We start from the raw sequence: 16,805 nt of genomic DNA, 5'->3' as shown, positions 1-16,805 counted from the left end.
TCCGGCAGCGGGGCCGCCCTGGGGCGCCCGGCCGACCCTCGCGCCGGGCGGCCGGGAAGATGTGCCAGAGTTGCCACGTCCCGGCGGTGAGCACGTACCGTACGGCGGACAGGCGTGAGCGCCGTGACCGGGACATCGGGAAGGGGCAGCTGGGTTGACCACGCACGCACCGCATTCAGTTCAGGGGCCGCAGGCGGCGCAGTCCGTGACGTTGCCGGTCTCGCTCGACGAGGCCGTGGCGGCGCTCACCGCCATGCCCGCCGCCGTGCCCGTGGCGGGCGGCACCGACCTCATGGCCGCCGTCAACTCCGGACTGCTGCGGCCCGCCGCGCTGGTGGGCCTGGGGCGGATCAACGAGATCCGCGGCTGGCAGTACCAGGACGGTCACGCGCTGCTCGGCGCCGGTCTGACCCACGCGCGGATGGGGCGGCCGGATTTCGCCGCTCTGATCCCCGCGCTGGCGGCCGCCGCGCGCGCCGCCGGGCCCCCGCAGATCCGCAACGCGGGCACCCTCGGCGGGAACATCGCCACCGCCGCGCCCACCGGTGACGCCCTGCCCGTGCTGGCCGCGCTGGAGGCCGTACTCGTCATCGTCGGCCCGGGCGGATCGCGCGAGATCCCCGTGTCCCACCTGCTGGCCGGCCGCGAGATGCTGAGCCCGGGCGAGCTGATCGGCTTCGTCCGCGTGCCGCTGCTGCACGCGCCCCAGGTGTTCCTGAAGGCCACGGGCCGTACCGGGCCGGGGCGCGCGGTCGCGTCCGTGGGGCTCGTACTGGACCCCGCGCGCCGGGGCGTGCGCTGCGCGATCGGCGCGGTGGCCCCGATGCCGCTTCGGCCGCTGGAGGCCGAACAGTGGGTGGCCTCGTTGATCGACTGGGACGGGGAGCGGAGCCTGGCCCCCGAGGCCCTGGAGGCCTTCGGCGAGTACGTCGCGGCCGCCTGCGTGCCCGACCAGGGCGAACCGGTGGCCGCCGGTGTACTGCATCTGCGGCGGACGGTGGCCGTGCTGGCGCGCAGGGCCCTCGGGAGGGCACTGACCTCATGAGCGAGAACGAGAACGAGAACGTGACCCAGGGGAACGGTACGGCGGGCTGGGGCTGGGAACCGGTCCCGCAGGGCGGCGAGTACGACTCCGACGCGACGGCGTTCGTCAAGCTGCCGCAGGACATGCTGGACGCGCTCGGCACCGGCGAGCCGCTGGCCGCGCCCGGGCACGGGTACGTGCCGCCGCCGATGATCGTGCCGCTCGGCTCGGCCAGCACGGATCCGGCGGCCACGGGTACCTGGACGATTCCGGTTCAGTGGCCGGAGGCGGGAGCCCAGGCCCCCGCGGACTCCGCTTCCGCTGCCCATGCTCCAGCCCCGGCGCCGGTCGGCGGGCCGATCCCGGCGTCGATCCCGATCCCGGCGTCGGTGGCCGCGGCGTTCGCCGAGGCGGAGCCGGAGCCCGATCCGGGGGAGACGGCGGAGTGGCGGTTCCCGGACGAGGCTTCGGCGACCGGGCAGTGGGCCGTGCCGGAACCCTCCGAGCAGCCCGCCGACTTCCGGCAGAGCTCGCTGAACGCCGACTGGAGCCAGGCCCCGGCGACGCTGCCGGGCGGGGCCCCGGCGCCGTGGGCGAACCACCCCGACTTCGCGGCGCAGCAGCAGGGTCAGGGGACCTTGCCGGGTACGGACGAGGCGGCCGCGGCTGCGGCCACGGCGGCCGCAGCCACGGCGGCGGACGCCGGGCGGCTGCTCGGCGGGCCCGGGGTCGGCACCCCGCCGCGCGGGCCGCGCGTGCTGGGCGGCCCCGGTGTGGGCACCCCGCTCCCGGAGGCGGGCGAGCCGGTGCACCCGGCCCCGCACGACATCGAGGCCGCGCACGGCGCGGCGGCCATGCCGGTCGAGGGGGAGCGGCCGCACCCGGTGGCCGAGGCGGCGGAGCGGCCGGCCGCGGTCGGCGGCCTGGACCTGTTCGGCGGAGTGAGGGTCGAGGCGGCGGCGCAATCCGCGCCGTCCGAGCTCGCGCAGGCCGAGCCCGCCGTGCCCGCTGAGTCCGCTGTGCCCGCCATGTCCGCCGTGTCGGCTGAAAGCGACGGGCGCGGCTTCGCGGCATTCGGGCATGCGCCGGAGGCGGCTCGCGAGCCCGAGGTGGAGCCCGAGCCCCAGGTGGAGTCCGAGCCCGAGGCGGAGCCCGCCGACGCGGTGTCGGCCGATGCGGTGTCGGCCGACGCGGACGGGCACGGCTTCGCCGGAGCCGCCCCTGCCCCGGCCGGGATCCCGGCCGGGCCCACGCCGACCGGCGACACCGCCGACACCGCTGTGGCACCCCCGGCCGAGGACACCGCCGAAGGTTTCCCGACCGAGGTGCCGACGTACGAAGAAGAGACAGCGGCAGCCGGGGCCGTCGCGCACCACGAGCACCCGCAGGCTTCCTACGTCCTGCGCGTCAACGGCGCCGACCGGCCCGTCACCGGCGCCTGGATCGGCGAGTCCCTGCTCTACGTGCTGCGCGAGCGCCTCGGCCTCGCCGGCGCCAAGGACGGCTGCTCGCAGGGCGAATGCGGCGCCTGCGCGGTGCAGGTCGACGGCCGGCTCGTCGCCTCCTGCCTGGTGCCGGCCGCGACGGCCGCCGGGAGCGAGGTCCGTACCGTCGAGGGTCTCGCGACGGACGGGGAACTCTCGGACGTGCAGCAGGCGTTGTGCAGGTCGGGTGCGGTGCAGTGCGGTTTCTGCGTGCCCGGCATGGCCATGACCATCCACGACCTGCTGGAGGGCAATCACGCCCCCAGCGAGCTGGAGACCCGTCAGGCGCTGTGCGGCAACCTCTGCCGCTGCTCCGGCTACGCGGGGGTCATCGACGCCGTGCGCGAGGTCGTGGCCGAGCGCGAGGCGGGGACGGGGACGGCGGCGTCGTCGGCGGCAGCGGCCGAGCCCGCTGGTCAGGCTCCGGCTCAGGGTCCTACTGAGCCGCGCATTCCGCATCAGGCACCGCCCGGCGAGGGCGGCATCCACCACGGAGGCACGGCGTGAGCGCGCAGGACGCGGCGACGGCCACGACGACGACCATGAACGCCACGGTGACGGCCTCCGCCGCCCCCGAGGCCTCGGACCAGCAGGTACCGCGCGGAATCGGAGCCTCCGTCCCGGCCGCCGACACCCGCGCCAAGACCGAGGGCACCTTCCCCTACGCCGCCGACCTGTGGGCGGAGGGCCTCCTGTGGGCCGCCGTACTGCGCTCCCCGCACGCCCACGCCCGGATCCTCTCCATCGACACCTCGGCCGCCGCCGAGATGCCCGGCGTGCGCGCCGTCGTCACCCACGCCGACGTCCCCGGCGCCACCACCCACGGCCGCCGCATCGCCGACCGGCCGGTCTTCGCGCACGACGTCGTACGCCACCACGGCGAGCCCATCGCCGCCGTCGCCGCCGACCACCCGGACACGGCACGGCTCGCCGCGGCCGCGATCGCGGTCGAGTACGAGCTGCTGGACCCGGTCACCGACCCCGAGCAGTCCTTCGGGGCGCCCGCCCTGCACCCCGACGGCAACCTGATCCGGCACATCCCGCTCCGCTACGGCGACCCGGAGGCGACCGGCGAGGTCGTCGTCGAGGGCCTGTACCGGATCGGCCGCCAGGACCCGGCGCCCATCGGCGCCGAGGCCGGACTGGCCGTGCCGCGCCCCGACGGCGGCGTGGAGCTGTACACCGCCTCCACCGACCCGCACACCGACCGCGACCTGGCGGCGGCCTGCTTCGGCCTCGAACCGGACCGCGTGCGTGTCGTGGTCACCGGAGTCCCGGGCGCGACGGCGGACCGCGAGGACGCGGCGTTCCAGCTCCCCCTCGGTCTCCTCGCCCTGCGCACGGGCTGCCCGGTCAAGCTGGCAGCCACCCGCGAGGAGTCCTTCCTCGGCCACACCCACCGGCACCCGACCCTGCTGCGCTACCGCCACCACGCGGACGCGGAGGGCCGGCTGGTCAAGGTCGAGGCCCAGATCCTGATGGACGCGGGCGCGTACGCGGACTCGTCCTCCGAATCCCTCGCCGCGGCGGTGGCGTTCGCCTGCGGCCCGTACGTCGTCCCGCACGCCTTCGTCGAGGGCTGGGCGGTCCGTACGAACAACCCGCCGTCGGGCCACGTACGGGGCGAGGGCGCCATGCAGGTGTGCGCGGCGTACGAGGGCCAGATGGACAAACTGGCCGCCGCCCTCGGCATCGACGGCGCGGAACTCCGTCTGCGCAACGTCCTGGCGACGGGCGACCTGCTCCCGACGGGCCAGACGGTGACGTGCCCGGCCCCGGTGGCGGAACTCCTGCGCGCGGTACGCGATTACGAACTGCCCTCGCTCCCGAAGGACACCCCGGAGGAGGAGTGGCTGCTGCCGGGCGGCCCGGAGGGCGCCGGCGAGCCGGGCGCGGTACGGCGCGGGGTCGGCTACGGCGTCGGCATGGTGCACATGCTGGGCGCGGAGGGCGCGGACGAGGTCGCCACGGCCACCGTGAAGGTGGTCAACGGCGTGGCGACGGTCATCTGCGCGGCGGTCGACACGGGCCAGGGCTTCGCCACGCTGGCCCGTCAGATCGTCCAGGAGGTCCTGGGCGTGGACGAGGTGACGACGGCCCCGGTCGACACCGACCAGCCGCCGGCGGGCCCGTCGGCGCACGGCCGCCACACGTGGGTGTCGGGCGGCGCGGTGGAGCGGGCGGCGAAGATGGTCCGCACCCAACTCCTCCAGCCGATGGCGCACAAGCTCGGCATGTCCACCGAACTGCTGCAGATCACGGACGGCCGGATCACGTCGTACGACGGCGCGTTCTCCACGACGGTCACGGAGGCGATGGAGGGCAAGGAACTCTGGGCGACGGCCCAGTGCCGCCCCCACCCGACGGAACCCCTGGACGCGGACGGCCAGGGCGACGCCTTCGTGGGCCTCGCGTTCTGCGCGATCCGCGCGGTGGTGGACGTGGACATCGAGCTGGGCTCGGTGCGCGTCGTCGAACTGGCCGTGGCCCAGGACGTGGGCCGCGTCCTCAACCCCCGCCAGCTGGCGGCCCGTATCGAAGCGGGCGTGACGCAGGGCGTGGGCGCGGCCCTGACGGAGAACCTCCGCACGGTCTCCGGCCTGGTCCGCCACCCCGACCTGACGGGCTACGCCCTGCCGACCTCGCTGGACGCCCCGGCGGTGCGCATCGTCAAACTGGTCGAGGAACGGGACGTGGTGGCCCCCTTCGGCGCGAAGGCGGCGAGCGCGATCCCTGTGGTGACGGCACCCGCAGCGGTAGCCTCGGCGGTACGGTCGGCCACGGGCCGCCCGGTCAACAGGCTCCCGATCCGGCCATCGGCGGCGGTCGCGGCGCCCAACTCGTGACCGTGTGACCCGCATTGCACGTGCAACCCCGGACTTGGGACTGTCGGTGCCGGTCGCTAGAGTGATCGATGAGAGTGTGCACGCGCGCGTGCGAACGGGTGCGAACGGGGACGGGGAGCGGCGGTAACTCACGCCGCTACCACGGGGAGACGGGGAGTCGGGGAGGCCATCGTGGCAGCGGAGAGTGGTTCGGGTCTGTTCGGAGCAGGCCCTACGACGGGTTTGGCGGACGCGATCAGGGCGCAGGCCGACGCGCAGGCGAACGCCGCGGCGCTCGCGATCGAGCATGACTCGCTGAAGGAATACAAGGGCATGGTCGATGTCCTGCTCGAAGAGCTGAGCGGATCCGACGCGGACCACAAGAAGCTGGCCCACGGCACCCTGCGCGAGGGCTCGCTGGGCAAGGGTTTCCCGGAGGCCGACGCCCTGTACAAGTCGTACACGACGGTCATCACGGAGCTGGAGAAGCTTTCGAAGGGCCTGGCGGGGCAGATCGAGGCCCTGGGTATCGCTGTCCTCTCGGCGGGCAAGGGCATCGCGGAGGTGGACGAGGAGACGAAGCGGCGCATGGTCGCCATCGCCAAGGAGGCGAAGGAGCACTACATTCCGGCCCGGGACCCGTACCTGGAGGAACAGCGCAAGAACGCGGGAACCACGCCTCCTGCCCACGACGGCAACACGACGGGCGGTACGATCTGATGGCGACGGATTTCCAGGGTTACTCGCACCAGCAGCTGAAGGCGATGATCGCTTCGCTGGACCCGGAGACGGCGAAGACCAGGGCCGCGCAGCTCAAGAAGGCCGCCGACGACATCGCGAAGATCGCGGAGAAGCTCAAGAACCACCGTGTCAAGGGCTGGGAAGGCGAAGCAGCCGTCAAGTTTCAGGAGTGGGTGGGCCGCGCGGGCAACGCGACGCTGCGACTGAGCGAGTACAGCGCCGAGGGCTCCAAGTGGATGACCGACGCCGTCCAGAAGATGGTCGAGGCATCGAAGATGCCCGCCTACGACACGGTCGCCGCTGCTGACTTGGAGGCGGCCCGCAAGTACCACAACGACCCGGACTCGCAGCAGATCAGCCAGACGGCGCACTCGAAGCTGAACTCGGATCACGCCGAGGCCGTGAAGCTGATGAAGGCCCTGGCCGAGTCGTACGAGCATTCCTCGACGCAGATGAACAAGGCGGAGATCCCGACGTTTCCGCCGCCGCCGCCGGCGTTTGTGCCGGAGGGCTACGGCGGCGAAACGGACAGGGATCGCTCGGCAGGCAGTTCCGGATCGGGGAGTTCGGGAAGCTCCTCGTATGCATCGTCGGCACCCGTTCGCAGTGGCGCTACGAACGAACCGGGTTGGGTTCCCGGGCACCCGCCGAAGCCGGACAACACCGTCCCGACGATGCCGATGCCGTCCTTGCCGGTGACTCCGGACCACAACGTGGACGTGGGCCTGGACACCGTCACCACGCTTCCGAACCCGACCCTGCCTCCGACGACCACGCCCGGCGGCCCGCTGCCCACAGGCCCCGGCGGCCCCACCCCGATCGGCCCCGTTCCGCCTGTACCGCTGCCGCCGGTCGGCGGGATGAAGACGATCCCCGGCATCGGTCCCGTCGGCTTGCCTCCCGGCGGCCCGGTCCCGGGCACGAGCGGTCCCCTCGGCAAGCTCGGTATGCCAGGCCTGCCGTCGCCGCGTGACACCGGCATCATGGGTGGCCGCCCGGTGACGTCCACCGGCCCCAGCGCGGGCATCCCGCGCGGCACGGTCATCGGCACCGAAGGTGCGCAGGCCGGCCGCGGCATGATGGGCGGCGGCATGGGCCACGGCGCGGGCGGTGCCCACGGCGGTCACGGTGGTTCTCCGGTGGGCCGTCGGCTGGCCTCGGAGCCGGGAGGTATCGTCGGCGGGCGTCAGCCTGCGACGGGCGGTCGCTCGACGCCGTTCACCCAGGGCGGCTCGGGCCTCGTGCGGAACAACGCCGGTGGCGTCGGCGCGGGTGCACGCACTCCGGGCGGCCGACGCGATGACCACGCGGGCGAACGCCCCGACTACCTGGCCGAGGACGAAGAGACCTGGCAGGGCAACCGTCGTGTTGTTCCGCCGGTGATCGACTGAGCAGAACGGACATTGCACGGGATGCGCATGCGTAAGGCGACCTCGGCCCTGGTGGGTCTGCTGCTGGCCGGGGTCGCCGCGACCCCGGCCCACGCGGAGACCATTCGATCGCAGCAGTGGCATCTCGACGCGATGAAGGCCGATGACATCTGGAAGATCAGCACTGGTAAAGGGGTCACCGTTGCGGTGATCGACAGTGGTATCAACCGCATCCCGGAACTCGAAGGGCAGGTCCTCTCCGGCAAGGACTTCGAACCGGAAGGCACCAAGGGCGACGAACGCACCGACATCAGCAGTCATGGCACCACCATGGCCGCACTGATCGCCGGTAGTGGAAAGCACCCGAGCGGTGACGGTGCCTTTGGACTTGCCCCCGGTGCGAAGATTCTTCCGATCCGTGTACCCCACGAGACGGAATCGGCCACCCCATCGTGGGCTGCAGCCATCCGGTACGCGGCAGACTCCGATGCCAAGATCATCAATATTTCCATGGGTCTGCCTACCGCGCCGGAGAGGGACCGGGAGCGGGCTGAAGCCGTGAAGTATGCGCTCTCGAAGGGCAAGCTGATCTTCGCTGCCGTTGGAAATGACGGCGACACGCTCAACGAGGTCGCCTACCCTGCTGCGACACCCGGGGTTGTGGGTGTTTCCGCGGTGAGCGCCAACGGCGAGGCCACGAAGGAATCGGCGCACGGACCCCAGGTGGACCTGGCTGCCCCGGGTATCGACATCGTCACGGGCTGCTCAGGCAAGACCGGTCTCTGCACGAGCCACGGAACCAGTGACGCCACCGCCCTCGCCTCCGCCTCCGCCGCCCTGCTCTGGTCCGCGCACCCCGACTGGACCAACAACCAGGTACTCCGCGTCCTCCTGAACACCGCCGGCAAGCCGACCGACGGCTCCCAGCGCAACGACTACGTCGGCTACGGCGTCGTCCGGCCCCGGATCGCGATTCCCACCCCCGGCGACCCCGGCCCGGCCGACGTGTACCCGCTGCCCGACCTGGCGGCGGCGGACGCCGCCAAGAAGCCCTCGGCCTCCCCCGACGGCAAGGCCCCCGACGCCGCGGCGTCCAAGCCCGCGCCCCGGGCGGAGGAGAAGAAGAGCGGCAGTTCCCTTCCTTGGATCGCCCTCGGTCTGGGAGCCTGCGTGCTGATCGGCGGAGCCGTGACCGTAGTCGTGGTGCGCCGCAACCGATGACTGACCTGACCTGACCTGATCTGTCCGACCTGACTCGGGAGTTCACGCGATGTCGTTCGACGAGGAATGGTCGGCGGCACGCGCCACGGCCGCCGCCAATGTCTCCATGCGGCTCAACCAGGTCCCCGTAGAACCCGGTGGCGGCGGTGGCGGCGGTGGCGGCGACCTCGATCTCAACCAGGACCACATCGGTGCCATCGGCTCCGAGGCGTACAAGCTGCACACCCGCCTGCTGACCGACGGCAAGCACGCCTCCACCTCCACCACCGAGGCCGCGGGCGCCCTCACCAAAGAGGGCTTCGCCAGCGGGGCGGCGCTGCTCAAGGCCAACACCACCTGGGAGAGCCAGGTGAAGACCCTCCTGGCCGCCTGCGCCAACATCTCCAACGGGCTGAACTACTCGCTCTCCTCCCACGCCAAGGACGAGCAGCAGCTCCACGCCGACTTCACCACGTCCGCGCTCGACACATACCTCAAGTAGGCGCCCGCATGCTGACGTACGAGAACGTGATGAACGCCCCGCTGGACAAGCTCCAGACGGCTGCCACCGACTGGAAGGCGCTCGTCGGCAAGCTGGACGAGATGGCCGAGGCGGCGCGCAACGGTATGAAGGCGAAGTCCGACAAGGCCGAGTGGAGCGGGGTCACCGCAGGGGTGGCCCGGGGGTTCGTCGACAAGACGGCCAAGGAGTTCGAGGACGCCGCCAAGGAAGCCAAGGGCATCCACCAGCTCCTCACCGACGGCCACACCACCATCAAGACGGCCCGTGACGCGCTGAAGAAGGCTGTCGACGAGGAGGCCCCGGCCGCCGGGTTCCGCGTGGACGCGGCCGGCAAGGTCTCGGCCGTTCCGATGGACCCGAAGACCGAGTACGCGGCCCGGCACGACCCGGACTACCCCGAGTTCAAGCGCAAGCAGGAGGAGAACCGCAAGGCCTGGCAGGCGAGGGTGGACCGGCTCGTCGAGGACTGCGCGGACGCCGACGACTCCCTGGCCCGCGCACTGCGCGCCAACGTCTCGGACGACCACAACTTCACCGCGCCGAAGTACACCACCCTGGACGGCGAACAGGCCGACCGGGCGGCCGAGCTGATGAAGAAGCTCAGCAAGGAGCAGGGCGGAGTGGCCCGCAACCCCGAGGCGCTGCGCGAGCTGGAGGACCTGCTCGACGACAACCGCAACGAGGCCGACTTCTCGACGGACTTCTACCGCAAGCTCGGGCCCGAAGGCACGCTCGAGGCGTACGCCAAGCTGTCCATCGACGCGTCGACCCTGGGCGAGGCGGGCAAGGACCGCCTGGCGATGGTCGGCAACATCCAGAACGACATGGGCGCGATGCTCGGGCTCGCCACGCAGACGAGCTCGCCGAACCACCTGGATGCGACGTGGACAACCGACCTGATGAAGGCCGGCCGCAAGGAGATGCAGGTCACCGGCGATCTGACCAGCAAGATCTACGGTTACCAGGCGCTGGGCGCGCTGCTCCACGAGGGCAAGTACGACAAGGACTTCCTGACCTCGGTCGGCCGCGACATGGTCGCGTTCGACCGTGAGAACCCGAAGGCCTGGGAGCACGGGTCCCCGTACGACCCGAAGACGGTGCTCAGCCAGGGCAAGGACGGCAGCCGGGGCTTCTACCCGCTGACGGGCCTGATGGACGCGATGTCCCACAACCCGGACGCGGCGACGGCCTTCTTCACCGAGCCGGTCCGCCAGGACAGCAACGGCGACGGCATCGTCACCTTGGCCGACAAGGTGGTGGACGGAGAGCACGGCAAGCCCCGGGGCATGGTCGACTACATGCTGGACAAGGAGTCCTGGGCCGACGCCTTCGACCGGACGCCCGACCACCCCTACGGCGAAGCGGGCCCGGCCCAGGAGGCCCTCGGCTCCGCGTTGGAGACGGCGGTCAGCGGCCGCGCGGCGGGCGACGAGGACGCGAAGCCGGTGCCGCACACCAAGGAAATGGCGGCGATCATGGAACGCGTCGTCGAAAAGGTCGGCGACGACCCGTCCCTGGTGGCGCAGGACCCGGACGACGAGGACAAGAAGCCGAGGCTGGGCCCGCTGGCCGGGCACTTTGGCAACATGGCGGCGGAATACATCCCGGACCTCCAGGCGGCCGCCGAGAACGGCGGGAACCAGATCAAGGTCAATGGGACGATGGCCGAATTCGACGAGGCGACGGTGTCCCGCTTCCTCGGGGCGGTCGCTCAGGATCCCGAGGCCTACGGTGCGATCACCAATGCCAACCAGGCGTTCACGGCCGTCCTGGTCAACGACGTCGTCCAGCACCATGGCGAGTACACCCTGCTGGGGGACGCGGTGGAGAACGCCGTACAGCCCGGTGGCCAGATCGCGGGCATGATGACGGAGGCCCGCGCGCAGAACATGCACGCCGAGACCGCCCACACGAACGAGGAGTATGTGAAGGGCGTCGAGGACGGGGCGAAGTGGATCAACCGCGGCATCACTGCTGCCGGGGGAAAGTACCTGGAACTGGTGCCGGTGGCCGGCGACATCGTCGAATGGGTCCAGGAGGACGTCACCGAGTACTTCGTCGACGAGGCGAAGGACAAGGGTAAGGAGAAAGCCGCCGACACCGAGAAGGCCGTGGCCGAGATGTACTCGAAGGCGGACCGCAGCGTCAGCAAGGCGGCCGATGACGCAGTCCGGAGCGCTGCCATCGGCTCGGGTCTGTCCCAGAGGGACATCGACACGCTCGCTGGTACGGCGTCCAGGGGGTCCTCGGTTGCCCACTCGGTCGGCCGCGGCCTGGTGGACAGCTCGAAGGGGCCGTCCTGATGGCCGTGGCGAGTTCGTTGCGAGCCGTCGCCGCCGTGGTGGCGGTCGGCGCCTTGCTGGCCGGCTGTTCGGCAGAGCCGGAGAAAGCCGGTGCTCCCGAGGCACCGGCCCGTCTGTGCTGGGGGGCATTCGCCGGGAAGGACGTGGCTCCCCTGCTGGGCAGCGGAAGGAAGATCACGGAAGACACCCGGGATGCTTTCTCGCTCTCGGCCGATCTAAAGAAGATCACCTGCCGTGTTCAGCTGGACGGGGCGACATTGCTGACAGCCCAGGTCTCGCGCAAGCCGCTGGGCAGTGACGCGTTCTGGCAGTCCTTCGACCCGCTGCATCCCGACAAGCTGGACTTCGGGCGCAAGGGCCTCGTGTGGGACTTCGGCGCAACGCTCCTCTACACCTGCAAGACGCCCACGGAGGGCTTCGAGCTCGAACTGGAGATCAGCCACAATCCGTCGGACCTGGACAGCGCGAAGGTCAGAGCACTGGACACCCAGCTGATGAAGGACCTGCAGGACTCCACTCGCAAGCAGCTGAACTGCGCCCCTTGACGAACGGACACCACGCGAAGGCCGCTCTGATCGGCTATGGGACGGGCGCCGACCGAGAGGACCAGCAGGGCCATGACCCGGAGTGAGAAGACGGGCCTCGCACGGCGGGGAGCAGTGGCTGTGGGGGTGGCGGCGGCGCTCGTGCTCACCGCGTGCGGGGGCGGGGGCGGGGACGACGGGGGGAAGAAGGGCGAGCCGGACGTGGCCGCCCGGGAAGGTGTGCCACGGGCTGTTCGCCGGTGATGCGGGCGCAGCGCTCCGGGCGACGCTGGGGGTCGAGAGGTTCGCCACGTCGACGGACGGGGAGAGCGTGCGGGACGCGGCGGGGAAGCTGGCCGCGGAGCCGGTGGACGACGGTGCGTGGCGGGAGCAGCGCGTCTGCTCCGTCCAGAAGGGCCCGGAGGCGGGCATCGCCGACCTGACCGTGACCGCCGAGCGGGTGCGGCCCGCCGTCGCGGACGCCTCGCACACCGGCCCCGGGACCGCGCGGTACGCGCTGGGGCGCGGGGCCTGGGCCGACGCGGACAAGGCTGTCGTGTACGTCGACTGCATCAGCCCCAAGCTGCCCGGTGCGGACGGGGCCACTCCGGCCGTTCTGGCGGTGAGGGCCTGGAACCGGACGTTTCCCCAGGGGGACGCCGCCAAGTACCGCGAGGCCAACCTGGCACTCGCCCACGCGGCCTCGGTTGCGCTGGCCAAGGAGCTCGGCTGCCGGGACAACGGCGGTCTGCCGGACAAGCTGACCGTGCGGGAGCTTCCGGCCGGCTAGGCGGAGCGCGCGCCGGACATGGCGAAGGCCGCCCAGGGGAGCGCCTGCCCCTGAGCGGCCCGCCGCGAAGCCGTGACCGGAATCGAACCGGCGTAACTCGCTTTGCAGGATTGTCTTGGCTGGTCAGAGCCGGATCCGCAGGTGTTCAGTGCTGTTCATCCTCGTACGGGCACAAGGTGGTTAAGGGCTCCACGAACACGCCCGGACTGGTGCGTACGTCGAGGAACGAGACGGAAACTGAGACGGAGCGAAGTCGGGGTGCACGAAGGCCGCGGACTCCTCGTCCTTGTGGCTGTCCCTGATGAGGGCGAAGCCGTGGCTGGCCGTGCAGGCGAGCTTCAGGCACATGTCTCCGGAGGGCATCCGCGGATGTGGCATGGCACGTTACTGACCTGACGAACACCCGCAGCCAAACGGTCCCGCGGTTGGGAACCTCCTCTTCGACCAGGCGGCGTGGATGAGCGATGAGGGCTTCTTTGCCCGATCAAGGCGCTTCCGCCGCGCACGGCACGGCGACGCGCGGCCCGTCGTCCGGGCCGACGCTCCTGTCTTCGCTCCGCTCCGCTCCGTCGGCCGGCCGCACGCCAAGGCGAGGGCGAGATGGGGTGAACCCCGCTGTGGCTGGGGCCGTCGGCCCCGCGGCTGCAGCCAACTCCCCGGGCTGGGGTCGAGCAGGACCAGGGGGCCACTCGATCACATTGCAGTCAGGCCCAAAGACCTGACCGAGTTGGCCACCAGCGTACGGCCCCTGCTCGACCTCAGTTCGGGCAGAACACCGGCCCAAGCCGCTCCATCACCCACGAGCTAGTGTGACGGCCGAGAACTGGATAGCGCTCGACCCTTCGAGAGCGCACTACAGGCAATCGACGTATGCTGAACAGTGCCAGATCCTGTAAGCGGGTGTTGCCATCCCTCGCTTAAGATGAATCCTCCCCAGAACCCTCCCATGTCCGTACTGCTTACAGTCGTGATTGAGGGGCGCGAGATGCGGCGCTTGTATGATTCCGAGCCTTGGAATGCAACCGACCGAGCCTATGAAGGAAAAGGGGAAGATGCGCAGGGAGCATGGGGGCGGACTCGATATGAGCAAGACAGGGATCGCGTGCTGTACTCTTCCGCGTTTCGAAGGCTGGCCGGAGTTACGCAGACTTCGGCGGTGAATGAGCGGCGCCTCTTGCACAATAGACTTACCCACAGCCTAAAGGTCGCACAAATCGGCCGCAGGATTGCGCAACGCCTGCAGCGCAACTACGGCGATGACTGGGCTAACTCCGTTTCGCTGAGTCCAGACATAGTGGAGGCAGCAGGTCTGGCCCATGACCTAGGACATCCACCCTTCGGCCACATTGCGGAGAGAGTACTCGACAGCCTGACCAAGGATGTATGCGGAGGTTTTGAGGGTAATGCGCAGTCGCTCAGAATCGTAACTAAATTGTCGGTTCGTCTCCGGCCTCCAGGCCCTGGATTGGATCTAACCCGAGAAACCCTCAACGGGGTCTTGAAGTATCCACGCCTGCGCGCAGCTATGGACGCCGAGGATAAGGACGCTCGCCCTGACTGGACTGACCGAGGCTACGGAGTTAAATGGGGTGCGTACACGACAGAAGCGAAAGAAGTCGAGTTCGCTCGCCGGAGGAGCGCTGGTGAGGTAAGGAGTATCAATGCTGTCATCATGGATTGGGCTGACGACGTAGGTTTCGCCACTCACGACTTGGATGATTACTTCCGAGCTGGATTGATTCCCTTGCATAACCCGGAACGGGATAGGGGTGAGATTCTCGCTCACGCGGGAAAGCGGTTGGGGAATTCTTTGCCTCGCTTCGATTCTGGCAAGTTCGCGGCCGCGTATTCGGTGATACGTGAATATGATCTCAAGAATGCGTTTGGTGGAACACGAGAAGATCGCTACAGAATACACAATTTCGTGTCTGGATTGATACAGCGTTGCGTTGAGGCCGTCACGGTGTTGCCCGATCCCCCATATGTAAAGATCGCGAACTCGGTTCAGTATGAGGTTGAAGCACTAAAAGAACTCACATGGTTCTATGTGATCGAGAGCCCTGCCCTTGGGGCCCTACAGGAGGGGCAGCGGCGACTTGTCGAAGGGCTCTACCGCATGCTCACCGATTGGCTCGTTGAGTCTCAAAGGAATGCGAGCTTGAGGATCCCCGCGCCACTAAAAGAGATTGCTGATTCAATGGAGGAAGATCAGGCATCTATGGGTGGCATCATGGGTAGCAAAGAGGCACAAAACGCGCGAGCCGTGATGGATTATATTTGCACGCTCACTGAGGACCAGGCGCTCGACATGTACGAGCGAATCACAGGTACATATCGCGGGTCTTTGTTTGGTGGCTGGTTTTGAAGACTAGGAACCTCGCAGCTGGTGCCGCTGCCCTCCTTGCTCGCCTCATTCAGCGGTGACTAGGAGGAGGGCCGGTGCATCAGAGGGCGCGCCAATCTACGATCGAACTCACAAATGGACGTCGGCGGTGCGTGGCAGTCCTGGCCCAGCGTGACAACACCCCCAGCTGGTCTTGATGGGTGTCCGGATGGACCCTCGCGCGGCCCCAGGTAGCAGCGCCGCGGTCTCTCCTTAAGCCGAGCGGCGTTCGCCTGGCAGGGGCAGTGCATTGTGGTGGTGCCAGAGCAGGTAGCGGTCGGCCTGGACTTCTGCCTCTCCCCATTCCAGACGCATCACACCGCGGTCCATCGCGCAGGCGTAAGCCAGGAGCACAACGCGTGTGTCTGGGCCGAGCTGGTCCAGGTCGCTGTGGAACTCCCGCGCATACAGCTCTTCCAGCCCTAGGTCCAGTTCTCCCTGAAGGGGCTCTGGACCATGCCGACGGATCAGATCGGCGCGTAATCCCACCCTGCTACGGAGTCGTGCCGCAGTCACGGGAACGTCCGTCTTCGCATAGCGGATCGGATAGAGAACCCGTTCCGCGACCATCACCACACTTCGCGCCTGGAGGCGAATGGTCTTGGTGCCGGGAACATGAGCAAGGCCAGTGGCCAGCTCCTCGTACTGGACGGCGTGCAGGCCATGCCCGTACGCCTCAAGGGTCTGCGTGTGCACCCCTTGGTGGCCGTTCCTCGCTCGCTCATGAGCCCGCACTATGCACTGAGGTATCAAGCTCGCGAGCGGCGCGGCCAGATCCCCGAACGTCCGGAGCGCCCACTCCGATCCTGAATTCGCTTCCCCCATACCGTTCCCCCCTCGTACTCGTGGCACTGTCAGAGGCAAACCTTCCGCACCATCGAAGCTGACGGAGCCTTCGGGGAACCACGAGAGCGCACGCAGGGGGCAGCGATGCAGGTGGCGGGCGCAAGGTCGCCGTCAGCCTCTTGGTCTGTTCGTAAACGCGAACCCCTTGCGGAGGGGCGATGTCCTCCTGACCTGCCCAAACACATGAGACGCATGGGGCCTCCGAAGCTGTGCCGTTCATGGCACCTCGGATGTTCGTTGGGGCACGTACGGAAGGCGACCTGCAACGCGGGCCGGGGCTCATGACTTCCTGGTGTACATGGGAGGCTTGAGGAGTTGTGTGTATCCGGCTGTCGAAGGAGCAATGTGTCCGAACCCAGTCCGCGCGGGACCTATCTCGTGATCTCGGAGGCTCTGCGCGCGCGGATCGCCGAGGGGGCCTATGCCGACGGCCTGCCCTCCGAAGCTGAGATCGGGCGGGAGTTCGGGGTAGCCCGAACCACGGTCCGGCGGGCGCTGCGCGCCCTTGAGAAGTCGGGGGAGATTGCGACCGTTGCGGGGGTCGGGCGGCAGGTCGCCGAGGTGGGGCGGCCGGCGCCGTATGAGCAGATCATGACGGACCTCCAGAAGCGCATCCAAGAGGGCGTTCTCCCTGCCGGCGCGCGGCTCCCCAGTGAGGCAGCGTTGGCGGAGACCTACGGAGTGTCCCGGGGGACCGTACGGCGCGCTGTACGTGAACTGGAGACGGCTGGGTATGTCAGAGCGCAGCACGGCGTTGGGCGCTTCGTCAGCCCGACCTCTTGAATCGAGACG

General features: G+C 69.5%; 13 protein-coding genes. 12 read left to right on the top strand and 1 reads right to left on the bottom strand.

Annotated features, from left to right (window positions below):
* The first annotated feature begins 154 nt into the window (after nt 1-154).
* The 11 genes from ACGFYQ_RS26640 (at nt 155) to ACGFYQ_RS26590 (ending at nt 15,149) form a co-directional block, all read left to right on the top strand.
* Nucleotides 155-1,045, top strand: coding sequence for an FAD binding domain-containing protein (locus ACGFYQ_RS26640; protein ID WP_393747998.1), 891 nt, complete (start codon nt 155-157; stop codon nt 1,043-1,045).
* Nucleotides 1,042-3,015 carry a 2Fe-2S iron-sulfur cluster-binding protein gene (locus ACGFYQ_RS26635; protein WP_393747996.1) on the top strand — a complete coding sequence of 658 codons (1,974 nt, stop codon included), beginning with the start codon at nt 1,042-1,044 and terminating at the stop codon, nt 3,013-3,015. The genes ACGFYQ_RS26640 and ACGFYQ_RS26635 overlap by 4 nt, the downstream gene beginning before the upstream one ends.
* Before the next feature lie 35 nt (nt 3,016-3,050).
* Nucleotides 3,051-5,354: a xanthine dehydrogenase family protein molybdopterin-binding subunit gene (locus ACGFYQ_RS26630; RefSeq protein WP_393748109.1), complete on the top strand. Its 2,304-nt coding sequence runs from the start codon at nt 3,051-3,053 to the stop codon at nt 5,352-5,354.
* Nucleotides 5,355-5,525: 171 nt separating this feature from the next.
* On the top strand, nt 5,526-6,053 hold the full coding sequence (locus ACGFYQ_RS26625) for a hypothetical protein (protein WP_393747994.1): 528 nt from the start codon (nt 5,526-5,528) through the stop codon (nt 6,051-6,053).
* Nucleotides 6,053-7,465: a WXG100 family type VII secretion target gene (locus ACGFYQ_RS26620; protein ID WP_393747992.1), complete on the top strand. Its 1,413-nt coding sequence runs from the start codon at nt 6,053-6,055 to the stop codon at nt 7,463-7,465. Before ACGFYQ_RS26625 ends, ACGFYQ_RS26620 begins: the two co-directional genes overlap by 1 nt.
* Nucleotides 7,466-7,516: 51 nt before the next feature.
* Nucleotides 7,517-8,665: a type VII secretion-associated serine protease mycosin gene (gene mycP / locus ACGFYQ_RS26615; RefSeq protein ID WP_393747990.1), complete on the top strand. Its 1,149-nt coding sequence runs from the start codon at nt 7,517-7,519 to the stop codon at nt 8,663-8,665.
* Nucleotides 8,666-8,714: 49 nt separating this feature from the next.
* On the top strand, nt 8,715-9,146 hold the full coding sequence (locus ACGFYQ_RS26610) for a hypothetical protein (RefSeq protein WP_393747988.1): 432 nt from the start codon (nt 8,715-8,717) through the stop codon (nt 9,144-9,146).
* A gap of 8 nt (nt 9,147-9,154) precedes the next feature.
* Nucleotides 9,155-11,470, top strand: coding sequence for a hypothetical protein (locus ACGFYQ_RS26605; RefSeq protein ID WP_393747986.1), 2,316 nt, complete (start codon nt 9,155-9,157; stop codon nt 11,468-11,470).
* Nucleotides 11,470-12,015, top strand: a complete 546-nt coding sequence (locus ACGFYQ_RS26600) for a hypothetical protein (protein WP_393747984.1) — start codon at nt 11,470-11,472, stop codon at nt 12,013-12,015. Before ACGFYQ_RS26605 ends, ACGFYQ_RS26600 begins: the two co-directional genes overlap by 1 nt.
* A gap of 310 nt (nt 12,016-12,325) precedes the next feature.
* The gene (locus tag ACGFYQ_RS26595; RefSeq protein WP_393747982.1) at nt 12,326-12,784 is read left to right on the top strand and encodes a hypothetical protein; all 459 of its coding nucleotides are present in this window, start codon (nt 12,326-12,328) and stop codon (nt 12,782-12,784) included.
* 946 nt (nt 12,785-13,730) lie between these two features.
* Complete coding sequence (locus ACGFYQ_RS26590; RefSeq protein WP_393747980.1) at nt 13,731-15,149, top strand: deoxyguanosinetriphosphate triphosphohydrolase family protein; 1,419 nt, start codon at nt 13,731-13,733, stop codon at nt 15,147-15,149.
* Between the two features lie 231 nt (nt 15,150-15,380).
* Here ACGFYQ_RS26590 and ACGFYQ_RS26585 read toward each other — a convergent pair whose 3' ends face one another.
* The gene (locus ACGFYQ_RS26585) at nt 15,381-15,863 is read right to left on the bottom strand and encodes a hypothetical protein (protein ID WP_393747978.1); all 483 of its coding nucleotides are present in this window, start codon (nt 15,861-15,863) and stop codon (nt 15,381-15,383) included.
* Between the two features lie 495 nt (nt 15,864-16,358).
* On the opposite strand from ACGFYQ_RS26585, the gene ACGFYQ_RS26580 reads away from it, so the two are divergent.
* On the top strand, nt 16,359-16,796 hold the full coding sequence (locus ACGFYQ_RS26580; RefSeq protein WP_393747976.1) for a GntR family transcriptional regulator: 438 nt from the start codon (nt 16,359-16,361) through the stop codon (nt 16,794-16,796).
* Nucleotides 16,797-16,805 lie beyond the last annotated feature (9 nt).

Origin of the sequence: Streptomyces sp. NPDC048258 (genome assembly GCF_043201995.1) — a bacterium.
In the GTDB taxonomy this organism is placed as follows: Bacteria; Actinomycetota; Actinomycetes; order Streptomycetales; family Streptomycetaceae; genus Streptomyces.
Note: the sequence above shows the minus strand (reverse complement) of the source record. Positions and strands in the feature narration are given on the sequence as shown.

What these genes read in the sequence shown, in the direction of transcription:
- ACGFYQ_RS26590 (WP_393747980.1), top strand. Translation starts at nt 13,731, where the DNA reads ATGTCCGTACTGCTTACAGTCGTGATTGAGGGGCGCGAGATGCGGCGC.
- ACGFYQ_RS26620 (WP_393747992.1), top strand. Translation starts at nt 6,053, where the DNA reads ATGGCGACGGATTTCCAGGGTTACTCGCACCAGCAGCTGAAGGCGATG.
- ACGFYQ_RS26600 (WP_393747984.1), top strand. Translation starts at nt 11,470, where the DNA reads ATGGCCGTGGCGAGTTCGTTGCGAGCCGTCGCCGCCGTGGTGGCGGTC.
- ACGFYQ_RS26605 (WP_393747986.1), top strand. Translation starts at nt 9,155, where the DNA reads ATGCTGACGTACGAGAACGTGATGAACGCCCCGCTGGACAAGCTCCAG.
- ACGFYQ_RS26610 (WP_393747988.1), top strand. Translation starts at nt 8,715, where the DNA reads ATGTCGTTCGACGAGGAATGGTCGGCGGCACGCGCCACGGCCGCCGCC.
- ACGFYQ_RS26630 (WP_393748109.1), top strand. Translation starts at nt 3,051, where the DNA reads ATGAACGCCACGGTGACGGCCTCCGCCGCCCCCGAGGCCTCGGACCAG.
- ACGFYQ_RS26635 (WP_393747996.1), top strand. Translation starts at nt 1,042, where the DNA reads ATGAGCGAGAACGAGAACGAGAACGTGACCCAGGGGAACGGTACGGCG.